This window comes from Pseudomonas sp. Pse35 (assembly GCF_024519715.1).
Lineage (GTDB): Bacteria > Pseudomonadota > Gammaproteobacteria > Pseudomonadales > Pseudomonadaceae > Aquipseudomonas > Aquipseudomonas paracarnis.
Window position 1 is genome coordinate 82,732 of sequence record NZ_JALJRP010000004.1, and the last position, 19,006, is coordinate 101,737.

Genomic DNA, 19,006 nt, shown 5'->3' on the forward strand with positions numbered 1-19,006 from the left:
GACCTATAAAAAAGCCCCGCTGCCAGTTAACGGCAGCGGGGCTTTTTTGTGGGCGCCGGGTTTAGCTCATCATGCCTTTCACCAAACGCTCTTGTTCGATCAGTTCGCGCTGACGGGCGTCGATGCGTGAGGACAACGGGAAGTTATTGCCGGCGCGCCGCTTGGCAAAGTCCAATTGCTGGATGGCTTGCTGGAAATCCCCCACCAATGCGAAATATTCGGCGCGAGCCTGATGCAGGCCAATGATATTGCCGGACAAGCCGCGAGTCTCGGCGACCTGATACCACACGTCCGGATCGTCCGGCCGCGACTTGAGCAGCCCATCCAGCGCCTTTTCTGCATCGGCGGTACGGTTCTGCTTAAGCAGCAGGTCTACCCGCACCTGGTTCAGCGGGTAGTTGCTGGGGTACTGGGTGAGCATGCGGTCGGTACGTTGCTGCGCATCCGGCATGCGGTTGCTGGTGATGTCCAGTTCGATTTGGGCCAGGTTGTAGGTAATGTCGTTGGGCGCCTTGGCCAACAGCGGCGCCAGGCTTTCCCGCGCTTCCTTGAGTTGAGTACCCTTGATCTGAGCGATGGCCAGGCCATAACGCGCTACGTCATTTTTAGGGTTCTCATCCAGCTGCGCCTGGAAGCGCTTGGCGGCCAGACCAGGTGTGTCTTCGTACTTGAGCTGCACCCGTGCGCGAATCAGTTGATAGCGCAGGCTGTCTTCCTTGCCGCCAGGTTTGGCTTGTTCGGCGCGGTTGCGGGTGTCGGCGATACGCGATTCGGTTACCGGGTGAGTCAGCAGGAACTCCGGTGGCTTGGCGTCGAAGCGGTATTGGCGCATCAGCCGTTCGAACATCGTGGGCATGGAGCGCGGGTCGTAGCCGGCTTTCTCCAGGTTGAGGATGCCGATGCGGTCGGCCTCTTGCTCGTTCTGGCGAGAGAAGCGGCGCTGTTCCTGGATCGCGGCGGCTTGTGAGCCGGCAATCGCGGCGATACCGGCATCGCCGGCACCCGCAGCGGCGGCGATAATGCCGCCAAGCAGGGCGGCCATCATCGGCAGTTGCATGCGTGATTGCGCTTCCACGCCTCGGGCGAAGTGACGCTGGGACAAGTGCGCCAGTTCGTGGGCCAGTACCGACGCGTATTCACCTTCGGTCTGTGCATTGAGAAACAGGCCGCCGTTGACCCCGACGATCCCACCGGGAGCCGCAAAGGCGTTGAGCTGTGGGCTGTTGATCAGGATGAATTCCAGGCGCCGGTCATTGACCTGGCTGGTCTCCACCAGCTTGTACACGCTGGTTTCAACGTAATCCTTGAGTTGCGGATCATTGAGTTGCGAAACCTGGCCGCGCAGGTAGGCCAGCCAGGCGCGGCCCAATTGGTATTCCTGTTGCGGCGAGACTATGGCAGAGCTGGCGTCACCAAGTGACGGCAGGTCGTCAGCAAAGGCCGGGGAGGCCAGCAGGCAGGCCAGCGTCAGCAGGGTAGGGCGCAAAAAAGTCATGCACAAAGCCTTTCGACAAAGAGCTTACTGTAGCCGGACACTGAGCTTGGGACCAGATATTCTAAGCGGCCCGAATGTTTGCCTGGAGTAGCACCATGACCGACGTTGTAGCCTGTGACGCCGAACTCGACGCCAGCGGTCTTAACTGCCCTTTGCCGTTGCTCAAGGCCAAGCTGGAGCTCAATAAAATGGCCAGCGGTGCCGTGCTCAAGGTGACTGCCACCGACGCCGGCTCCCAGCGTGATTTTCGCACCTTTGCCAAGCTGGCCGGCCACACCCTGGAGCATGAAGACGCCGCCGAGGGTGTGTACCGTTATTGGTTGCGCAAGGCCTGACGGCCTTGTCGACGCAGAATCAGGCCTTATTCAGCGCCTGCGCTGCCGCCAACACGGCATCAACATGCCCCGGCACTTTCACTCCGCGCCATTCCTGACGCAGCACGCCTTGGCTGTCGATCAGGAATGTGCTGCGATCCACACCCAGGTATTCCTTGCCATACAGCTTCTTCAACTTGATCACATCAAACAGCTGGCAGACCGCTTCGTCCTTATCGCTGATCAGCTCGAAAGGAAATTCCTGTTTGCCCTTGAAGTTCTCGTGGGACTTCACGCTGTCACGCGACACGCCGAACACTTCGGTATTGGCGGCCTTGAATGCGGCGTACTGGTCACGAAAGCCTTGGCCTTCGGTAGTGCAGCCTGGGGTGCTGTCCTTCGGGTAAAAGTAGATCACCACTTGCTTGCCGTTGAGGGCCGCGAGGCTGAAGGTCTGGCCGCTGGTGGCCTGGGCCTCGAAATCGGCCACGGGTGTGTCGATGGCTACCGGCATAGAGAGGTACTTCCTTACATGGGGTTCTGTGGGCGCCATGGTTCGATCAAGGCGTCGAGGTTCAGGGCATCGGCGAAATCGAGGAACTGGTCGCGCAGCCAACTGATCTGTACGCCGGCCGGCAAGGTCACGGTAAAGGTGGCGTTGAGCATGGTGCCGCCGGTTTGTGGCGCCTGGTAGGTGTCACAGGTCAGGTTTTCCAGCTCGACGTTATGGTCGATAAAGAACTGGCACAACTCGTTGACGATGTCCGAACGGTAGGCCGAGCTGACATAGGCCACGTAAGGCAAAGCCTGTGGGCGATTTTCCAGGGCGGCGCTGCGTACCACGTTGACGGTAAAGTCGTGCTTTTTGGCCAGGCCCGGCAGGCCGGTTTCAAGGCGTGCCAAGGCATCCCAGGAGCCAGAAATCTGCAGGACCAGCGCACTGCACTCGCCGTGGCGGGTCAGGCGGGAGGTCACGACGGCGCAGCGGTTCTCATGGCTGGCGCGGCACAGGACGTTGGTCAGCTCCATGGGGTTGGCGCCGAGGGCACTGATAACAAGGAATTGTTCGCGAACTGTGGGGGTGGACATGCAGCCTTCCTAAAGCGATGAGCGGTCGATACCGTGTGGGCTGTATCGATCAAAGGATCAAGGGTAGCGAAAAGCGTCGCCAAGGGCTAGGAGGTGGCGTTTTCATTGCGTGATCAGCCGGCTTCGGGCGGTGCTTTGGCCCGATGATGTCATTGCCCGACGTTTAGTTGCGCCAGAACGCATCCTCACGCGGTACTTCGCTTGTACAAGCATCTTGGCGCCAGTACCATTACGGCTCTCTTTTTCCGGCAGGAGCGGTTGCATGATTGCGGGCAGTATGGTGGCACTGGTCACACCCATGGATGCACAAGGTCGTCTCGACTGGGACAGCCTGGGCAAACTGGTGGACTTCCACCTGCAAGAGGGCACCAACGCCATTGTGGCGGTCGGCACCACAGGTGAATCGGCCACCCTCGATGTGGAAGAGCACATCCAGGTGATCGAGTTCGTGGTCAAGCGCGTTGCGGGCCGCATTGCCGTGATCGCCGGTACGGGCGCCAACTCGACGCGTGAAGCGATCGAGCTGACCAGGAACGCCAAGAAGGCTGGCGCCGACGCTTGCCTGCTGGTAACCCCGTACTACAACAAGCCGACCCAGGAAGGCTTGTACCAGCACTTCAAAGCCATCGCCGAAGCCGTGCAGATCCCGCAGATCCTCTACAACGTACCGGGTCGCACCGCGTGCGACATGAAGGCCGAGACCGTGATCCGCCTGTCCACCGTGCCGAACATCATCGGCATCAAGGAAGCCACTGGCGACCTGCAACGCGCCAAGGACATCCTGGCCGGCGTGAGCAGCGACTTCCTGGTGTATTCCGGTGACGACGCCACCGCTGTCGAGCTGATCCTGCTGGGTGGCAAGGGCAATATCTCCGTGACCGCCAACGTGGCCCCGCGCGCCATGAGCGATATGTGTGCCGCCGCCATCGCGGGCGATGCAGCCACCGCTCGCGCCATCCACGAAAAGCTGATGCCGCTCAACAAGACACTGTTTATCGAATCCAATCCTATTCCCGTGAAGTGGGCGCTGTTTGAGATGGGCCTGATGCCGGACGGTATCCGTCTGCCGCTCACCCCCCTCAGCGAAGCCTGTCACGAACCGCTGCGACAGGCCCTGCGCCAGTCCGGCGTCCTGGTTTAATTGAGGAAGCACTACGCATGAAGCGATTGGCCGGACTTTCCGCACTTGCCTTGATTATCTCCAGCACCAGTGGCTGCGGTTGGGTATGGGGCCCGGAAGGCTACTTCCGTGACCGCGGCAGCGATTACCTGGAAGCGCAAGCAACCAAACCGATGCAACTGCCGCCTGATGTCAATGTCGCCAAGCGCCTTGACCCATTGTTGCCGATTCCACGCAACGTCGCCGACGACACGGTCAAGGGTGAGTACGTAGTGCCGCGCCCACAGCCGATCATGGCCGTGGCCGATGCCAGCGACTACAGCCTGCAGAAAAGCGGCGACAACCGCTGGATCGTGGCCCAGCGCCCACCTGCCGAAGTCTGGCCGGTGGCGGTGCAGTTCTTCCAGGACAACGGTTTCCGTCTCGACCAGCAGCGCCCGCAGACCGGTGAGTTCACCACCGCGTGGCAGCAAGGTCGCGAGCTGTCAGCCAACATGGCCCAGCGCCTGCTGGCGGGCGGTGTTGCCGCCGACAGCGAAGCCCGTGTGCGTGTACGCATCGAGCCTGGCGTGCAGCGCAACACCAGCGAAGTCTATGTAGTCAGCGCCGAGCGGCCTGCCGGCAGCACGGCTGACGTCGACTTCACGCCGCGCTCGGTCAACACCGGTGTCGACGCCGCGTTGGTCGACGAGATGCTGGCCAGCATGAGCCGTATCTCCGAGAAGGGCGGTTCCGTATCCTTACTCGCCGCCCGTGATTACGACACCCCTAGCCGCGTCAGCCTCACCGAAGACGGCAGCGGCAACGTCGTGCTGAACCTGGGTGAAGACCTCGACCGCGCCTGGGCCAGTGTTGGCCGCGCGTTGGAGCAGGGCCCTTGGCGCGTTGAAGACATCAACCGCAGCCTGGGCCTGTACTACATCAACGTGGCTGAAAAGGCTGAGAAGAAGGACGACGAGCCAGGTTTCTTCGGCAAATTGTTCGGCAGCGCGCCGACCAAGGAAGAGATCGAAACCCGTGCCGAGCGTTACCAGGTTCGTTTGAGCAAGGTGGGCGAAAGCGTGCAAGTCACCGTCGAGAAGAACATCAACACCGTCGCGCCAGCTGAAACAGCGCGCAAAGTGTTGGGCGTGATTCAAGACAACCTGGGCTGATTCGATGCGTTTTGCCGTTCTCGGCAGCGGTAGCCAAGGGAACGGTACGCTGGTCGCCCATGATGACACGTACGTGCTGGTCGATTGTGGTTTCTCCCTGCGGGAAACCGAGCGGCGCCTGTTGCGCCTGGGGGTTCACCCCACGCAACTGAGCGCGATTCTGGTAACCCACGAACATGCCGACCATGTGCATGGCGTGGGTTTGCTGTCTCGGCGCTACAATCTGCCGGTGTACTTGAGTCGTGGCACGTTGCGCGGGATGCGCAAACCCATTGAGCCGGCAGGTTTTCTGGCCGGTGGCGAGCAACTGCAAATCGGTGCCCTGAGCATCAATGTCGTCGCGGTTGCCCACGATGCCCAGGAGCCCACGCAATACGTATTCAGTGACGGCCAGCGGCGTTTCGGCGTGCTGACCGACCTGGGTTCCTACTGCGCCAGGGTGCTGGACGGTTACCGGGACCTCGATGCCTTGATGATCGAGTCCAACCACTGCAGGGATCTACTGGCACGCGGTCACTACCCTTACTTTCTCAAGCAACGGGTGGGCGGCGAGCTGGGACATTTGAACAATCACCAGGCGGCATATCTGGTGTACGAGTTGGGCTGGCAAGACCTGCAACACCTGGTCCTGGCTCACCTCAGCAGCAAGAACAACCTGCCGACGCTTGCCCGGCAATGTTTTGTCGACACCCTAGGGTGCGACCCGGACTGGCTGCAACTGGCCGATCAAGATTCAGGGCTCGACTGGCGACACATCGCCTAGCCCACCTTACTCAAAGCGGAGCCCATCATGGAAAAACGTGAAGAACTCTACCGCGGCAAAGCCAAGTCGGTGTACAAGACCGACGACGCCAACCGCCTGATCCTGCTGTTTCGCAACGACACCTCGGCGTTCGACGGCAAGCGCATCGAACAGCTGGATCGCAAAGGCATGGTGAACAACAAGTTCAACGCCTTCATCATGCAGAAACTCGAAGCGGCCGGTATCCCGACCCAATTCGACAAACTTCTGGGCGACAACGAGTGCCTGGTCAAGAAGCTCGACATGATCCCGGTGGAATGCGTCGTGCGTAACTACGCCGCCGGCAGCCTGGTCAAGCGTTTGGGCGTGGAAGAGGGCCTCAAGCTCAACCCTTACACCTTCGAACTGTTCCTGAAGGACGACGCCAAGGGCGACCCGTTCATCAACGAATCCCACGTCGTGGCGTTCGGCTGGGGCACCGCTGAGCAACTGGCGCGCATGAAGGAGTTGTCCCTCAAGGTCAACGACGTGCTGAGCAAGCTGTTCGACGACGCCGGCCTGTTGCTGGTGGACTTCAAGCTCGAATTCGGCGTGTTCCACGACGGCTCCATCGTCCTGGGCGACGAGTTCAGCCCGGATGGTTGCCGCCTGTGGGACAAGGACACCAAGAAGAAGATGGACAAAGACCGCTTCCGCCAAGGCCTCGGTGACGTGATCGAAGCCTACGAAGAAGTCGCCAAGCGCCTCGGCGTACCGCTGTAATCGACGCAAGCATCTGATAGCACGGAAAAAAATCGCTTCGGCGCTTTGCATCCATCAATCATGCTGTTATGATGCGCGCCGTTGGAGAGATGCCAGAGTGGCCGAATGGGACGGATTCGAAATCCGTTGTACCTTCACCGGTACCTAGGGTTCGAATCCCTATCTCTCCGCCATTACATAGAAAAAAGCCCCGCAGCTGAATAAGTTGCGGGGCTTTTTCGTTTCCGGCCGTTATTAATGGCTGTTTCAGGGATTTGTTTTAGTCCTGCCTAGCGCTGTTCAAGGCGCTCAGACGCTTTGCGATAAGCCTGATCACGCTCACGTTTATCAACGGCGACCACGAACACCGTAATTTCCTGATCGATCACTTGATACACCAGCCTGTACTCGCTACTACGCAGTTTGATCTTGTAGCAGTCAGGCAGGCTATGGAGGCGATTAGCTTCAATACGTGGGTTGTTCAGGATTTCGACTAGCTTCTTTTTGAGTTGCTGACGGGGTGTCACCGAGCTTTTGCCATTCCTTCAATGCACGCGCATCAAAATCAAGGCTATAGGTCATCCAAAGAAACCTTCACGCGTTGAGGCGATGCAAGACGCTCACGTACGGTCGCCATCAAGGCTTCATCCTCTTCAGTCATCAGCACAGGCTTAAATGGCAACTGGCCGCGCTCGGCAACATATTGCAGCGCCTGGCGTATCAGTTCGGAAGGGGTGACACCGAGTTTCTCCAGCTCCAGGTAGGCGCGAGTTTTCAGGTCGTCATCGATACGGATGTTGATAGATGCCAAGGGATAGCTCCTTGTGTAATGACGTTGGTCATTACATTGGAGCAATCGGGTTTCATTGGCAAGTCTGTCTAGACATACGGCAATCGCTCTCATCTGTTGATCCTACTTTTTGCTCGTCGGCTTTGCCGGGCGCTTTTTATCGGTTTCTTTCACCGTTTCTCTTGGTCTTTTCTTCGCCTCTTGCTCTGTTACGTATTCACCTGTGACCGCATCGCGATATCTTGTTGGCATATAAGCACCCTTGACAGTATGCCGCCCCGGCGGCGACCTTTTTCAGGCTAGCTCAGAGGCTTATGCGCACAAGGTTCCCTGTGGGCATTCTGGTTACCAAGCTTTTCCGAAACAGGTGCTTACGTTATGCGGAGGCGGCAGTTTTCGGGCAGGGTTGCGTTGGCTGGGGTAGGGCGCTAACCTTCCGCCGTCGTCCTCATGGCGACCAGTTTTGACAGACTGATTTACAGGTGTACGTCCTCCATGCGATTACAGCGTTTCTGCTGTGACGTCGTTTTATGGCGGCTGTGCGTGGGGCATCTTCGGGTGCGCCGGGTCCTGTATACCGGTCTGTCAACCCGCGCACAGCTGCCACCTGATCCTGTTTGACAGCGGGATGTGGCAGTTCCCATTGCATACAGGAGCTACACAATGAGCAATCTCGATTCTGATTCCGAATTTTCCCCTCGTAAAATATTCCATGTAGGCGCTGACGTTGGCACCGAAGAAGCCCTCACAAACGCCACCGAAATCCTGTCATCCGCCCTGCAAACCGCTTACCAATGCGCCGAAGATCCAGTCAGCACGCAGTCACCCGTGATCATGGCCCTGGCTCAATTGATTGAGAACGCGCAAGCCCTGGTGGACGCTGTCCTCGAGCGTGATTTCCCCACGGCCCAATAAACACCTGCTCCGGAAACGAAAAAAGCCTGCTGAACTCAACGCTCAGCAGGCTTTTTTTTGGCTGCAACTCGGTCAGGCAGGCTGCGCCACCAAGCTGTTGCTCACCTTGCGGCCCAACACCAGCACGGTCGCAAACCCCAACCCCACCAACACAGTGGCCAGGCTCAACAACACCGAGCTGCCCATTTGGTCGACGATCCGCCCACCAAAGAACGAGCCCAGGGCAATGATCACCTGAAACAGCGCCACGAACAGCGGCATGCCTCGCTCCACATCCTTGGGCGCTACCACGAACATCCAGATACTGGCGCAGGCCGGGAAGGCGCCAAAGGCAAAGCCCCAGAGCGCGATCAGCACCACGGCGCCTGTCATACCGGTGGCGAAGTAGGGGAACAGTGCAGTGCTGGTACCGATCATCAGCGCGACCAGCAGCAGGGTGTTGCGTACGCTGCGGTTGGCGGCGAAGCCGGCGAACACATTGCCCAGCACGCCCGCCACGCCATACAGCAGCAACAATGAGCCAATCGTTGGCCCGTCGAAGCCGGAGCTGTGTTTAAAGAACGGCGCGACATAGGTATACGCAGCAAAGTGCGCCAGGCCGATCAGCAGTACGGCGATCAACCCGACCCGCGCTTGTGGGTTGATAAACAAAGCTGGCAGGTCACGGATCTGAATGGCTTTCTCAGGGGTGAGTCGCGGCAGCAGGAAGATTTGCGCCAACAGCACCGGAATGCCCACCAACGCCGTGACCAGGAAGGTCATCCGCCAGCCCATCAGGCCGCTGAGCCAGGTACCCACAGGCACGCCCAGAACGGTGGCCAGGGTCACGCCCATCATGATGATCGAGGTGGCCTTTGCTACGCCCACGCCCTTGGGCGCCAGCCGCCCGCTGAGGGCAATGGCCGTGGCCCAGAAGCCGCCGATGCTGATGCCGAGCAATACGCGGCCGAACAGCAGCAGGCTGAAATCATTAGCGAAGGCCACCACCAAGTTGGCGATGATCATCACCAATGTCAGGCCGATCAGCAAGTAACGACGGTCCATGGCGCCAATGCTGACCGACAGAAACGGCGCGGCGAGGGCAGCCATGATGCCGGGCAATGTCACCATCAATCCGGCGTGACCGGCACTGATGCCCAAATCGCTGGCGACGTCGTTGAGTACGCCCACCGGTAGGAACTCACTGGTCACCAGGGCAAAGGCACCCACGGCGACCGAAAGAATCGCCAACCACTGCTGTTTGACGCTTAGTTGATTATGTTCAGGATGCCCGCTAGGGGCCTGGCTCGCGCTTGGCATGGGATTGGGTTCCGGGAGGAATGTCGCCTGAAGCCAGGCGAGGAGGGAATGTGGGGCGATTATAGGAATCAGTGTCGGCAATCGTTCAGGCGCTCGTTTCGATAGTAATCATCAGTGCTATCGATGTGAGCAATCATTTTTCGGCCAACCGCTCCAGAAGACACTCAATAAACACCCCCTCCGCCCGACTCATCTTCTGCTCCCGGTTCCACAACAGATGAATATCCACATCCGCAATCCCCTCATCCGGCGGCAACCGCCACAGCAGCCCGCGCTCCACATCGTCCGCCACCACATGAGTGGGTAAACAGCCCAAGCCAAACCCGGCGATGACCAATCGCCGCACTTCTTCCAGGCTGGAGGATGACGCTACGATCCGCCCGCCAAACCCTTGCTGATCACGGAAAATAGTCAGCGGCGACAACATGCCGCCAATCTGGTCGCTGGTAAAACTCACGAAATTCTCCGATTGCAGATCCCCTTCGACTAACCCTGTGCGTCCGAACAATGGGTGGTGTTTTCCACAAAAGAACGCATAACGCTGACGCAGAAACAGATGCTGTTCCAGGCGCGGTTGTGGCCGGCGATTGAGGCTGAGCCCCAGGGTCGCGGTTTTTTCCAGCAGCGCGGCGACAATGTCGGAGCTGCGCATCACTTCTACTTCCAGATCGACCCGTGGATGTTCGCGATGAAAACCCGCGAGAAAGTCATCGAAAGTGTCGGAATTAATCCGGCTGATCATCAGCAAGCGCACTTTGCCGATCACTTCATCACCCGGCTTTTGCAGGGCGTTGCTCATCTGCGAGACCTGGCCGTACATCTCTCCGGCAATGGCGAAGATCTGCTCACCGGCTTCGGTGAGCACGAAGCGCGGGCCACGGCGCAGGATGAGCTGGCAATCCAGCTGTTCTTCCAGGCGCTTGAGCGCCTGGCTGATGGCCGGTTGCGTCAGATGCAGGCGGGCGGCGGCGCGGCTGATGCTCAGTTCCTGGCCGATCACGCGGAAGGTGCGCAGCAGGTTCCAGTCCAGGCGGTCATTGAGCAGAGGGTGAATATCGCGGCGGAATTCGGGCATGGCGGCGCTCGATATAAGCAGTTCTTATAATCAAGATAATAAATAGAAAATTGACTAATCATAGCCCCTGGCCGAAAAATCGGGTTTAACGAGCGCCACCAGAGCGCACCGGTTTGACTTTCTCCTGCCAAAAAAATAAACAAAGGAGCCAGCCCCATGAAGCCTTCCGCTTCGCCGCAGCCTCGCCGTGCTGCGGCCGCCGCCTTTATCGGCACCATGATCGAGTGGTACGACTTTTACATCTATGCCACCGCTGCAGCGCTGGTGTTCGGTCAACTGTTCTTCCCCTCCGACGATAAATTGTTCAGCACCATGGCCGCGTTCGGCACCTTCGCCGTCGGCTTTTTTGCGCGGCCGTTGGGCGGCATCGTGTTCGGTCATATCGGCGACCGCATCGGCCGCAAGAAATCCCTGGTGATTACCCTCGTGATGATGGGCGTGGTCACGGTGTGCATCGGCCTGTTACCGACCTATGCCCAGATCGGCGCTGCCGCACCGGTGCTGTTGATCCTGTTGCGGGTGGTGCAGGGTATTGCGGTTGGCGGCGAGTGGGGTGGGGCGGTGTTGATGGCTGGCGAGCACGCGCCGAAAGGGCGGCGTAATTTCTTTGCATCCTTCGCGCAGTTGGGCAGCCCGGCCGGTTTGATTCTTTCCTTGCTAGCGTTCAGTGCCGTCACTCGTTTACCTGAAGAGGACCTGCTCAGCTGGGGCTGGCGCCTGCCGTTCCTGGCCAGTGCCTTGCTGTTGATCGTCGGCCTCGCGATTCGCCTGGGTGTGAACGAGTCGCCGGAGTTCCTCGAAGACAAGGCTCTGGCGGAAAAAGCGCGAGCGATCAAGCAGGACCAAGCCCCCGTGCTGGAAGTGCTGAAGACCGCTTGGCGTCCACTGTTGTTGTGCATTGGCGCCAATACGTTGGGAATTGCCGGCGTGTATTTCACCAACACCTTCATGATTGCCTACAGCACTCAGCAACTTAATCTGCCGCGCTCGTTGATTCTGGAATGCCTGTTCTTCGTCGCCATTATTCAGTTCTGCGTCCAGCCGCTGGCCGCCTGGGTGGCGGAGAAGGTCGGCGCTACGCGGTTTCTGTGCGCCATGTGCGTGCTGGCAATGGCCTCGCCGTACCCGATGTTCGTCCTGGTCAGCAGCGCTCAGGCACCGTTGATCATCCTCGGCATTGCCCTGGCGGTGGTGTGCATGGCGTCGTTCTACGCCGTCATCGCAGGTTTTGTCAGCGGCCTGTTTGAAACCCGTGTGCGCTACACCGCGATCTCCCTGGCTTACCAGGTATGCGGCGCGCTGGCCGGCGGCCTGACACCGTTGATCGGCACCTGGCTGGCCCATCAATACTTGGGCCAATGGTGGCCGATGGCAGTGTTTTACAGCGTGATCGCGGCGGTTTCGTTGGTGTGCGTACTGGCCTTGTCCCGCCGCCATGCCACGGCCCACCGCCTGGAAATGGCACACAGTTGAGGGAGTCAGCAATGTTGAAGATTAATGGCGAGCGCCTGTGGCGTAGCCTGATGGACATGGCCGAGATCGGCGCGACCGCACGCGGTGGCAGCTGCCGCCTGGCGTTGAGCGCTGAAGACAAGGCCGGTCGTGAGCTGTTCAGCCACTGGTGTAAAGCAGCCGGCCTGACGTTGAGCGTGGATGCCATCGGCAACCTGTTCGCCCGCCGCGCGGGCACCGACAATGACGCCGCCCCGGTGATGATGGGCAGCCACCTGGATACCCAGCCCGAAGGCGGACGCTTCGATGGGGTGTACGGCGTGTTGGCTGGCCTGGAGGTCATCCGCAGCCTCGACGACCACGGCATCCAGACGCGCAAGCCGTTGGAAATTGCAGTGTGGACCAACGAGGAGGGCGCCCGTTTCACCCCGGCGATGCTGGGCTCGGCAGTGTTCACCGGCACGCTTGCCCTGGACATGGCACTGGCAACCGCTGATGTAGACGGTATCAGCGTGAACGAGGCGTTGCGCACCACCGGCTACAACGGTGAGCGCCCGTTGGGTGGCGCAGTGGATGCGTATTTCGAAGCGCATATCGAGCAAGGCCCGATTCTGGAAGACAACGCCAACAGCATCGGCGTAGTCACCGGTGGTCAAGCGATTCGCTGGCTCGATGTACGGGTCGAAGGCATGGCCGCGCACGCTGGCACCACGCCGATGCCGTTGCGTAAAGATGCGCTGTGCGGCGCGGCAAAAATGATCCAGGCCCTGGAAAACCTCGCTGCCGATTTTGCCCCGCAGGGCCTTACCACTGTGGGTGAACTGAGCATCGCCAAGTCGTCGCGCAACACCATCCCCGGCTTGCTCAACTTTACCGTCGACCTGCGCCATCACCGCGACGCCGACATCGACGCCATGGAGCAGCAAGTGCGTGCACGCCTGCAGGCTATCGCGGACAACCGTGGCCTGAGCGTCACCATCACGCCTCAATGGATCAGCCCGGCTACGCCGTTCGACGCCGAGTGCGTGGCTTGCGTGCAGGCTGCGGTGGACGGCTTGGGCTACAGCCAGCAGACCATCGTCAGCGGCGCCGGCCACGATGCGATTCACCTGGCGCGCTATTGCCCCACCGCGATGATCTTCATCCCCTGCGTCGGCGGCCTCAGCCACAACGAAGCCGAGGATGTCTTGCCCGACGATGTGCGCCAGGGTACCGATGTCTTGCTCAACGCCGTCTTGAAACGCGCCGGGCATGTTCATTTCTAAAGGCCGACGCCGCACCCCTGTGGGAGCTGGCTTGCCTGCGATTGCGCACTGTCAGAGAGCAATGTACTGCCTGATTCACCGCCATCGCAGGCAAGCCAGCTCCCACAGGTTCTGTGTTTATCCAGGAGCAACTCATGAAGACGTTTTTTCACCCCGAACAACTCCTGCATCACCCGCGTAGCTACTATTCCCGCGGCCAGATGCGCACGCCCCAGGAGGTTCCCGAGCGAGCGCGCAACCTGCTGTTGGCTGCGCAAACCCTGGGCTTCGATATCCAGCAACCGACCGATTGCGGTATGGATCCTTTGCTCGCGGTGCACGGCGGCGACTACCTGGCTTTTCTTCAAGAAGCTCACCAGCGCTGGAAAGAAATTCCCGAAGACTGGGGCGACGAAGTCATGTCCAACATCTTCGTGCGTGAACCCAATGCCTTGCGCGGCATCCTGGCTCAGGCGGCACGCTACCTGGCCGATGGCAGTTGCCCCATCGGTGAGTTGACCTGGCGCTCGGCTTATTGGTCAGCCCAAAGCGCCATCGCCGCAGCGGGAGACATCCTCGACGGCGCCCCTGCCGCCTACGCCTTGTGCCGGCCCCCGGGCCATCACGCCCGCTTCGACGCGGCCGGTGGCTTCTGTTACATCAACAATGCGGCCGTGGCTGCGCAGGCACTGCGCCAAGGTTTCCAGCGTGTCGCCGTGCTCGATACCGATATGCATCACGGCCAAGGCATCCAGGAAATTTTCTACGACCGCGACGACGTGCTGTATGTGTCGATCCACGGCGACCCGACCAACTTCTATCCTGGCGTCGCAGGCTTTGCCGAGGAAAAAGGCAACGGCGCCGGCGAGGGGTACAACCTCAACCTGCCGATGCCCCATGGTGCCAGCGAAGCGGTGTTCTTTGAAAAACTGGAGCAGGCCCTGGCAGCGGTGAAGGACTTCTCGGCGGATGTGCTGGTGTTGTCACTGGGCTTCGATATCTATGAGCTGGACCCACAAAGCAAAGTCGCGGTGACGCGGGAAGGCTTTGCGCGGTTGGGAGCCCGCATCCGTGCGCTGGGGTTGCCCTGCGTGATCGTGCAGGAAGGCGGGTATCACTTGGAAACGTTGGACAGTAATGCCCAGGCGTTTTTCGGTGCACCAGCGGCTTGGAACTCGCTATCAGGCCCTTCATTAAAGGATGTTTGAACGCTAAAAGCCTGCTGATCAGTTTTCAGCAGGCTTTTCAGCCCTTGTCGGGTGCTCGTTCTGATCTGCGTGCAACAACGCCGTGTAGTCTTGCCCGCCATAAAACACCCCTACTATCGATACCGTTTTGAAGTCAGGCTTCACCCTGAAAGCAATAATGGTGCTGCGACGATAGTGAGTGATGCGCAAGTCTTTCAGCAGGTCGTCACGGCGCATGCCACGCAAGGGAAACAGGGCAAGGCTTTCGCAGTAGCTGACAAGATTGTCGATAAAACGCGCCGCTACAGGAGGGGAGCCGACATCGCTGATGTAGTCTTCGAGAGCATCGAGTTGCGCCAAGACCTCGGGCGAGAAAACTACCGAGTAGCTCACGCTTCCCCTGTGCCTTTGCGCTGACGTCTGGCGGCCATATGTTCGCGGACCTGTTCTGGCGATAACCCAAGCTCAGGCTTCGCCTCAAGGGCGGTCGCTGCGGGGATGACTTCGGCTCTGAGCCAATCCTCCATGGCACGATCACGCGCCAGCAACGCCCGCAGGCCGTCGCGAATCACTTCACTTTCGCTGGCATATTCGCCAGCAGCCACCTTGGCTTTGACCAGAGCCGCCATTTCAAGGGGCAAGGTGATGCTCATTTGCTGGGTTGAGCGCATGGGTGTATCCGCCTGAGGTGAGTGGGATTCAATCCTACTCGACCATTGGCGCGATGCAAGAAGCAACTGATCGATGCCGATGCCCGGCGCCTCGTCGTCCATCCAGAAGGGGTAGGTTTCCATGAGTTGCTACGTCTCCAGTTGTGTAGGTCAGGCCGAAAGTATTGACCCGTTTTGGCGATCGCGTTGCCGTAGGTGGCTGATAACCTGCTGATATGTATGACTTCATATGTGTAACAGGATGATCTCGGCAAACCATCTAGGCACACATGGCGTCCCACCGGCTCCCATACGATAATGCTCGCCACCTCGACCACCTTTGGCCTGCCTCCCGTGATCATCAACTTCGACCTCAACGACCTCCAAGCTTTCCGCGCCGTGGTGGACAAGGGCAGTTTTCGTGGCGCTGCCGAGGCCATCCGTATCTCGCAACCGGCCCTCAGTCGGCGTATCGAAAAGCTCGAATCCGCGCTGGATGTAAAGCTGTTCGAACGCACCACGCGACGGGTCAGCCTGACCATGGTCGGGCGTGCATTTTTACCCCAGGTCGAGCGCATGCTCGACGATCTCGACATCGCGCTGATGGGTATCAGCAACGTCGCCTCGACGCGCATGGGTAATGTCACCATCGCCTGCGTGCCGTCTACCGCGTACTACTTCATGCCCCACGTAATCTCCGAGTTCCACAAGCTGTATCCGAGGATTCGCCTGCGGGTGCTGGATGCCAGTGCCGGCGAGGTGTGCAATGCGGTGGCCAGCGGCGAGGCGGACTTTGGCGTGAGTTTCAGCGGTAGCCTGGCCGATGAGGTGGAATTCGAGTTGCTGCTGCAGGAGCGCTACGTGCTGGCCTGCCGGCGTGATCACCCTCTGGCTGGGCGTGACAGCGTGAGCTGGACCGAGGCCTATGAGCATGACTACATCGAGGTGGACAAGACGTCGGGCAACCGCTTCCTGCTCGACCAGGCCTTGCGTGGGGTGCGGGTGAAAAAGCCGAGTATCTGCGAGACGCACCACGTGACCACCATGATCGGGCTGGTGGAGGCGGGGCTGGGAGTGGCGATGGTGCCGTCGATTGCGATGCCGGCGCACACTCACCCGATTCTGGTCAGTGTGCCGCTGGTGGAGCCCCAGGTGCTGCGCAATGTGGGCTTGATCAAGCGCCGCGGGCGGACGTTGCCACCGGCGGCGCTGGAGTTGGAGCGACTGGTACGGGAGATGCCGTTCCGGTCAGCGTGACACCGAGTCCAGGCCGGTGGATTGCACCTCCTGCTGGGCCTCGGGCGATGCCATGAACTGCAACAGTGCCTTGGCCTGCTCAGGGTGTTTGGCGTTCACTGGAATACCGGCGGCGAAACGGGTAACGGACTGCACGTCTTCCGGGATCTTGCCTACGAACGTCACGCCCTTGACTGGCAACAATTCCGCCACTTGTTGCAAGCCGACCTCGTAATCACCCTTGGCCACCTGTTCGCCCACCGGCACGCGTTGGATCATGGTGCCCTTGGCCGGCATGCCGAGCTTCTTGAACAATTCCTTCTCGACATAAACGCCGCTTGCGCTATCCGAATAGGCCACCGATTTGGCTTTGCTCAGCACGGCCTTCAACTCGGCGTCTGTATTGATCACAGGTTTGGCCGCACCTTCCTTCACCACCAGGCCAATCCGCGAGTCGGCCAGCTCCACGCGGGACGCGGGATCGACTTTGCCTTGTTTGATCAACTCATCCAGGGCATAGCCGACCATGATCACCACATCGGCCTGTTCGCCACGGGCCAGGCGGTTGGGAATCGCTTCCGGCGCCTTGCCCATGGACGGGCCAAGGATGGTGTCGAGGGTGTCACCGCTTTGCTCGGCGTATTGCGGGCCGAGCAATTTATACGCGGCGGTGAAGCCGCCCGAGGTCATGACCTTGAGTTGTTCGGCCTGGGCTGATAGCGCCAGGGTGCCGAGGACGACAGCAGCGAGGGTTTTGAACAGCGGCTTCATTGCGCAGCCTCCTGCATGACTTGGCCGCGGGTATTGGCGCGGCGATACAACGCCAGGGTCGAACACAATGCACACAGCGCGGCGAAGATCATCCAATACGCAGGTGAAGCCTTGTCTTCGGTGATGTGAATGAACCAGGTGGAGATCGCTGGCGTGAAGCCACCGAACACTGCTGTCGCCAGGCTGTAGGCCAGGGAGAAACCCGCCACACGCACTTCCACCGGCATGATTTCAGTCAACGCCGGGATCATCGCGCCGTTATACATGCCATACAGGAACGAGAACCACAGCAGGGTTTCCAGCATGTGCGCAAAGCTTGGTGCGTTGACCACGTAGGACAATGCCGGATAAGCCGTAAGGACAGTCAGCACCGTCATGGCAATCAGCACGGGTTTACGGCCGAAGCGGTCGCTTAACGTGCCGCCGATCGGCAGCCAGAAAAAGTTCGAGATCGCGACCAGCAAGGTCACCAGCAAGGCGTCCGAGGTGCTCAGGTGCAACACGGTTTTACCGAAAGTCGGCGCGTACACGGTGATCAGGTAGAACGCGGTGGTGGTCATGGCCACCATCAGCATGCCGCCGATGACCACGGTCCAGTTCTTCACCAGGGTCGCCATCACTTCACGCATGGTCGGGCGATGCTTGCGGTTGGCGAACTCTTCGGTTTCCTGCAGGTTGCGACGCAGCACGAAGATGAACGGAATGATCACGCAGCCGACGGCGAACGGAATACGCCAGCCCCAATCGGCCACCACCGCAGGTTCCATCCACACGTTCAGGCCATAACCCAGGGCCGCGGCGACGACGATGGAGATCTGTTGGCTGCCCGACTGCCAACTGGTGTAGAAGCCTTTACGGCCCGGCGTGGCCATTTCGGACAGGTACACCGACACGCCACCCAGCTCCGCACCGGCCGAGAAACCTTGCAGCAGGCGCCCCAGCAGCACCAGAAACGGCGCCCATAGGCCGATGGTCTGATAACTCGGCACCAGCACGATCAGTAGCGTACCGCTGGCCATGATCGACAAGGTCACGATCAAGCCTTTGCGACGGCCCACGTCATCGATGTAGGCACCCAGAATAATCGCGCCCAATGGACGCATCAGGAAGCCAGCGCCGAACACGGCGAAGGTCATCATTAATGACGCAAACTCATTAGCGGCCGGGAAGAACGCGGCAGCGATATAGGTGGCGTAGAAACCGAACAGAAAGAAGTCGAACTGTTCGAGGAAATTGCCCGAAGTAACGCGCAATACCGCGCCTACTTTCGAGGGGGCAGCCGCAGGCCGGGAAGGGGTCGTCATGGTTTTGTGTCTCCAGCGTTCTTTTTAAAGTGCTTGTTTCGCTTAAGACTTGGGATAGTGGCTGACACATTTAGAAATGATAAGTGACTAATTTGGATGAATTGATGCGTATTTGCTATCAATCCATTCCGGCTTCAAGACAACCCGCCGTGTCCTATGCTTGAAGCTGTTTCCAATTCTTATGGGCGGAGGCCGTTATGGGGAACGAACACAAGCAGCACAACGAGCCGGAGCGTGAAGAACCCCGGCGGCAGCGCGAAGACGAAAAGCCGCAAACCTGGAAGCATCCGGACGATGGCACCGAGCTTTCCGAGCGTGACCAGGAGCGACCGCTCAAGCCTTGAGTCAGGTAAACGCGGTCTAATTGGGGGAGCGGGCTTGCTCGCGAAGGCGGTGTGTCAGTCAACGGAGTCGTCGGCTGATCCACC

General features: G+C 59.6%; 21 protein-coding genes, 1 tRNA gene and 1 pseudogene. 12 read left to right on the top strand and 11 right to left on the bottom strand.

The window, feature by feature from the left end; translation table 11 throughout:
* Positions 1–61: 61 nt before the first annotated feature.
* Positions 62–1,495, bottom strand: coding sequence for a M48 family metalloprotease (locus OC445_RS04445; RefSeq protein ID WP_003189458.1), 1,434 nt, complete (start codon positions 1,493–1,495; stop codon positions 62–64).
* A 95-nt stretch (positions 1,496–1,590) separates the two neighbouring features.
* Here OC445_RS04445 and OC445_RS04450 point away from each other — a divergent pair, with 95 nt between their 5' ends.
* Positions 1,591–1,830: a sulfurtransferase TusA family protein gene (locus OC445_RS04450; RefSeq protein ID WP_054897608.1), complete on the top strand. Its 240-nt coding sequence runs from the start codon at positions 1,591–1,593 to the stop codon at positions 1,828–1,830.
* A gap of 19 nt (positions 1,831–1,849) precedes the next feature.
* Here the strand turns inward: OC445_RS04450 and OC445_RS04455 are convergent, their stop codons facing one another.
* Together OC445_RS04455 and OC445_RS04460 are read right to left on the bottom strand one after the other, a co-directional pair.
* Positions 1,850–2,323 carry a peroxiredoxin gene (locus OC445_RS04455; protein ID WP_198791479.1) on the bottom strand — a complete coding sequence of 158 codons (474 nt, stop codon included), beginning with the start codon at positions 2,321–2,323 and terminating at the stop codon, positions 1,850–1,852.
* 14 nt (positions 2,324–2,337) lie between these two features.
* Complete coding sequence (locus OC445_RS04460; protein WP_003189463.1) at positions 2,338–2,898, bottom strand: glycine cleavage system protein R; 561 nt, start codon at positions 2,896–2,898, stop codon at positions 2,338–2,340.
* 262 nt (positions 2,899–3,160) lie between these two features.
* On the opposite strand from OC445_RS04460, the gene dapA reads away from it, so the two are divergent.
* The 5 genes from dapA (at position 3,161) to OC445_RS04485 (ending at position 6,849) form a co-directional block, all read left to right on the top strand.
* Positions 3,161–4,039 carry a 4-hydroxy-tetrahydrodipicolinate synthase gene (gene dapA, locus OC445_RS04465; RefSeq protein ID WP_054897607.1) on the top strand — a complete coding sequence of 293 codons (879 nt, stop codon included), beginning with the start codon at positions 3,161–3,163 and terminating at the stop codon, positions 4,037–4,039.
* Positions 4,040–4,056: 17 nt separating this feature from the next.
* Positions 4,057–5,172: an outer membrane protein assembly factor BamC gene (bamC, locus tag OC445_RS04470; protein WP_032892980.1), complete on the top strand. Its 1,116-nt coding sequence runs from the start codon at positions 4,057–4,059 to the stop codon at positions 5,170–5,172.
* 4 nt (positions 5,173–5,176) lie between these two features.
* Positions 5,177–5,935: an MBL fold metallo-hydrolase gene (locus tag OC445_RS04475; RefSeq protein ID WP_054897606.1), complete on the top strand. Its 759-nt coding sequence runs from the start codon at positions 5,177–5,179 to the stop codon at positions 5,933–5,935.
* A gap of 27 nt (positions 5,936–5,962) precedes the next feature.
* Positions 5,963–6,676 carry a phosphoribosylaminoimidazolesuccinocarboxamide synthase gene (purC, locus tag OC445_RS04480; protein ID WP_027604309.1) on the top strand — a complete coding sequence of 238 codons (714 nt, stop codon included), beginning with the start codon at positions 5,963–5,965 and terminating at the stop codon, positions 6,674–6,676.
* 83 nt (positions 6,677–6,759) lie between these two features.
* Positions 6,760–6,849, top strand: a tRNA-Ser gene (locus OC445_RS04485).
* A 96-nt stretch (positions 6,850–6,945) separates the two neighbouring features.
* Here OC445_RS04485 and OC445_RS04490 read toward each other — a convergent pair.
* Both OC445_RS04490 and OC445_RS04495 read right to left on the bottom strand, forming a co-directional pair.
* Positions 6,946–7,237 (bottom strand): annotated as a pseudogene (locus OC445_RS04490) (type II toxin-antitoxin system RelE family toxin).
* Positions 7,227–7,466, bottom strand: coding sequence for a type II toxin-antitoxin system RelB/DinJ family antitoxin (locus OC445_RS04495; RefSeq protein WP_054897605.1), 240 nt, complete (start codon positions 7,464–7,466; stop codon positions 7,227–7,229). The pseudogene OC445_RS04490 and the gene OC445_RS04495 overlap by 11 nt, the downstream one beginning before the upstream one ends.
* 642 nt (positions 7,467–8,108) lie before the next feature.
* Here OC445_RS04495 and OC445_RS04500 point away from each other — a divergent pair.
* Positions 8,109–8,360, top strand: coding sequence for a DUF6124 family protein (locus OC445_RS04500; protein WP_054897604.1), 252 nt, complete (start codon positions 8,109–8,111; stop codon positions 8,358–8,360).
* Positions 8,361–8,432: 72 nt separating this feature from the next.
* Here OC445_RS04500 and OC445_RS04505 read toward each other — a convergent pair whose 3' ends face one another.
* Complete coding sequence (locus tag OC445_RS04505; RefSeq protein WP_262019975.1) at positions 8,433–9,659, bottom strand: MFS transporter; 1,227 nt, start codon at positions 9,657–9,659, stop codon at positions 8,433–8,435.
* Positions 9,660–9,792: 133 nt separating this feature from the next.
* Positions 9,793–10,734: a LysR family transcriptional regulator gene (locus tag OC445_RS04510; RefSeq protein WP_054897602.1), complete on the bottom strand. Its 942-nt coding sequence runs from the start codon at positions 10,732–10,734 to the stop codon at positions 9,793–9,795.
* A 156-nt stretch (positions 10,735–10,890) separates the two neighbouring features.
* On the opposite strand from OC445_RS04510, the gene OC445_RS04515 reads away from it, so the two are divergent.
* The 3 genes from OC445_RS04515 to OC445_RS04525 all read left to right on the top strand — a co-directional run bounded on the left by OC445_RS04515 (position 10,891) and on the right by OC445_RS04525 (position 14,638).
* Complete coding sequence (locus OC445_RS04515; RefSeq protein WP_054897601.1) at positions 10,891–12,207, top strand: MFS transporter; 1,317 nt, start codon at positions 10,891–10,893, stop codon at positions 12,205–12,207.
* 11 nt (positions 12,208–12,218) lie between these two features.
* Positions 12,219–13,451: a Zn-dependent hydrolase gene (locus tag OC445_RS04520; protein ID WP_057975667.1), complete on the top strand. Its 1,233-nt coding sequence runs from the start codon at positions 12,219–12,221 to the stop codon at positions 13,449–13,451.
* Positions 13,452–13,585: 134 nt separating this feature from the next.
* Positions 13,586–14,638: a histone deacetylase family protein gene (locus OC445_RS04525; RefSeq protein ID WP_054897599.1), complete on the top strand. Its 1,053-nt coding sequence runs from the start codon at positions 13,586–13,588 to the stop codon at positions 14,636–14,638.
* An 18-nt stretch (positions 14,639–14,656) separates the two neighbouring features.
* Here OC445_RS04525 and OC445_RS04530 read toward each other — a convergent pair whose 3' ends face one another.
* Together OC445_RS04530 and OC445_RS04535 are read right to left on the bottom strand one after the other, a co-directional pair.
* Complete coding sequence (locus tag OC445_RS04530) at positions 14,657–15,010, bottom strand: type II toxin-antitoxin system RelE/ParE family toxin (protein ID WP_034126594.1); 354 nt, start codon at positions 15,008–15,010, stop codon at positions 14,657–14,659.
* On the bottom strand, positions 15,007–15,288 hold the full coding sequence (locus OC445_RS04535; protein ID WP_034127030.1) for a type II toxin-antitoxin system ParD family antitoxin: 282 nt from the start codon (positions 15,286–15,288) through the stop codon (positions 15,007–15,009). Before OC445_RS04535 ends, OC445_RS04530 begins: the two co-directional genes overlap by 4 nt.
* Before the next feature lie 333 nt (positions 15,289–15,621).
* Between OC445_RS04535 and OC445_RS04540 the strand changes: the two genes are divergently transcribed.
* Positions 15,622–16,524 carry a LysR family transcriptional regulator gene (locus OC445_RS04540; protein ID WP_262020012.1) on the top strand — a complete coding sequence of 301 codons (903 nt, stop codon included), beginning with the start codon at positions 15,622–15,624 and terminating at the stop codon, positions 16,522–16,524.
* Here OC445_RS04540 and OC445_RS04545 read toward each other — a convergent pair.
* Both OC445_RS04545 and OC445_RS04550 read right to left on the bottom strand, forming a co-directional pair.
* Complete coding sequence (locus OC445_RS04545) at positions 16,516–17,274, bottom strand: substrate-binding domain-containing protein (RefSeq protein ID WP_034126595.1); 759 nt, start codon at positions 17,272–17,274, stop codon at positions 16,516–16,518. The genes OC445_RS04540 and OC445_RS04545 overlap by 9 nt on opposite strands.
* Positions 17,271–18,578, bottom strand: coding sequence for an MFS transporter (locus tag OC445_RS04550; RefSeq protein WP_003189550.1), 1,308 nt, complete (start codon positions 18,576–18,578; stop codon positions 17,271–17,273). The genes OC445_RS04545 and OC445_RS04550 overlap by 4 nt, the downstream gene beginning before the upstream one ends.
* Positions 18,579–18,775: 197 nt before the next feature.
* Between OC445_RS04550 and OC445_RS04555 the strand changes: the two genes are divergently transcribed.
* Positions 18,776–18,922, top strand: coding sequence for a hypothetical protein (locus OC445_RS04555; RefSeq protein WP_169918770.1), 147 nt, complete (start codon positions 18,776–18,778; stop codon positions 18,920–18,922).
* Positions 18,923–19,006 lie beyond the last annotated feature (84 nt).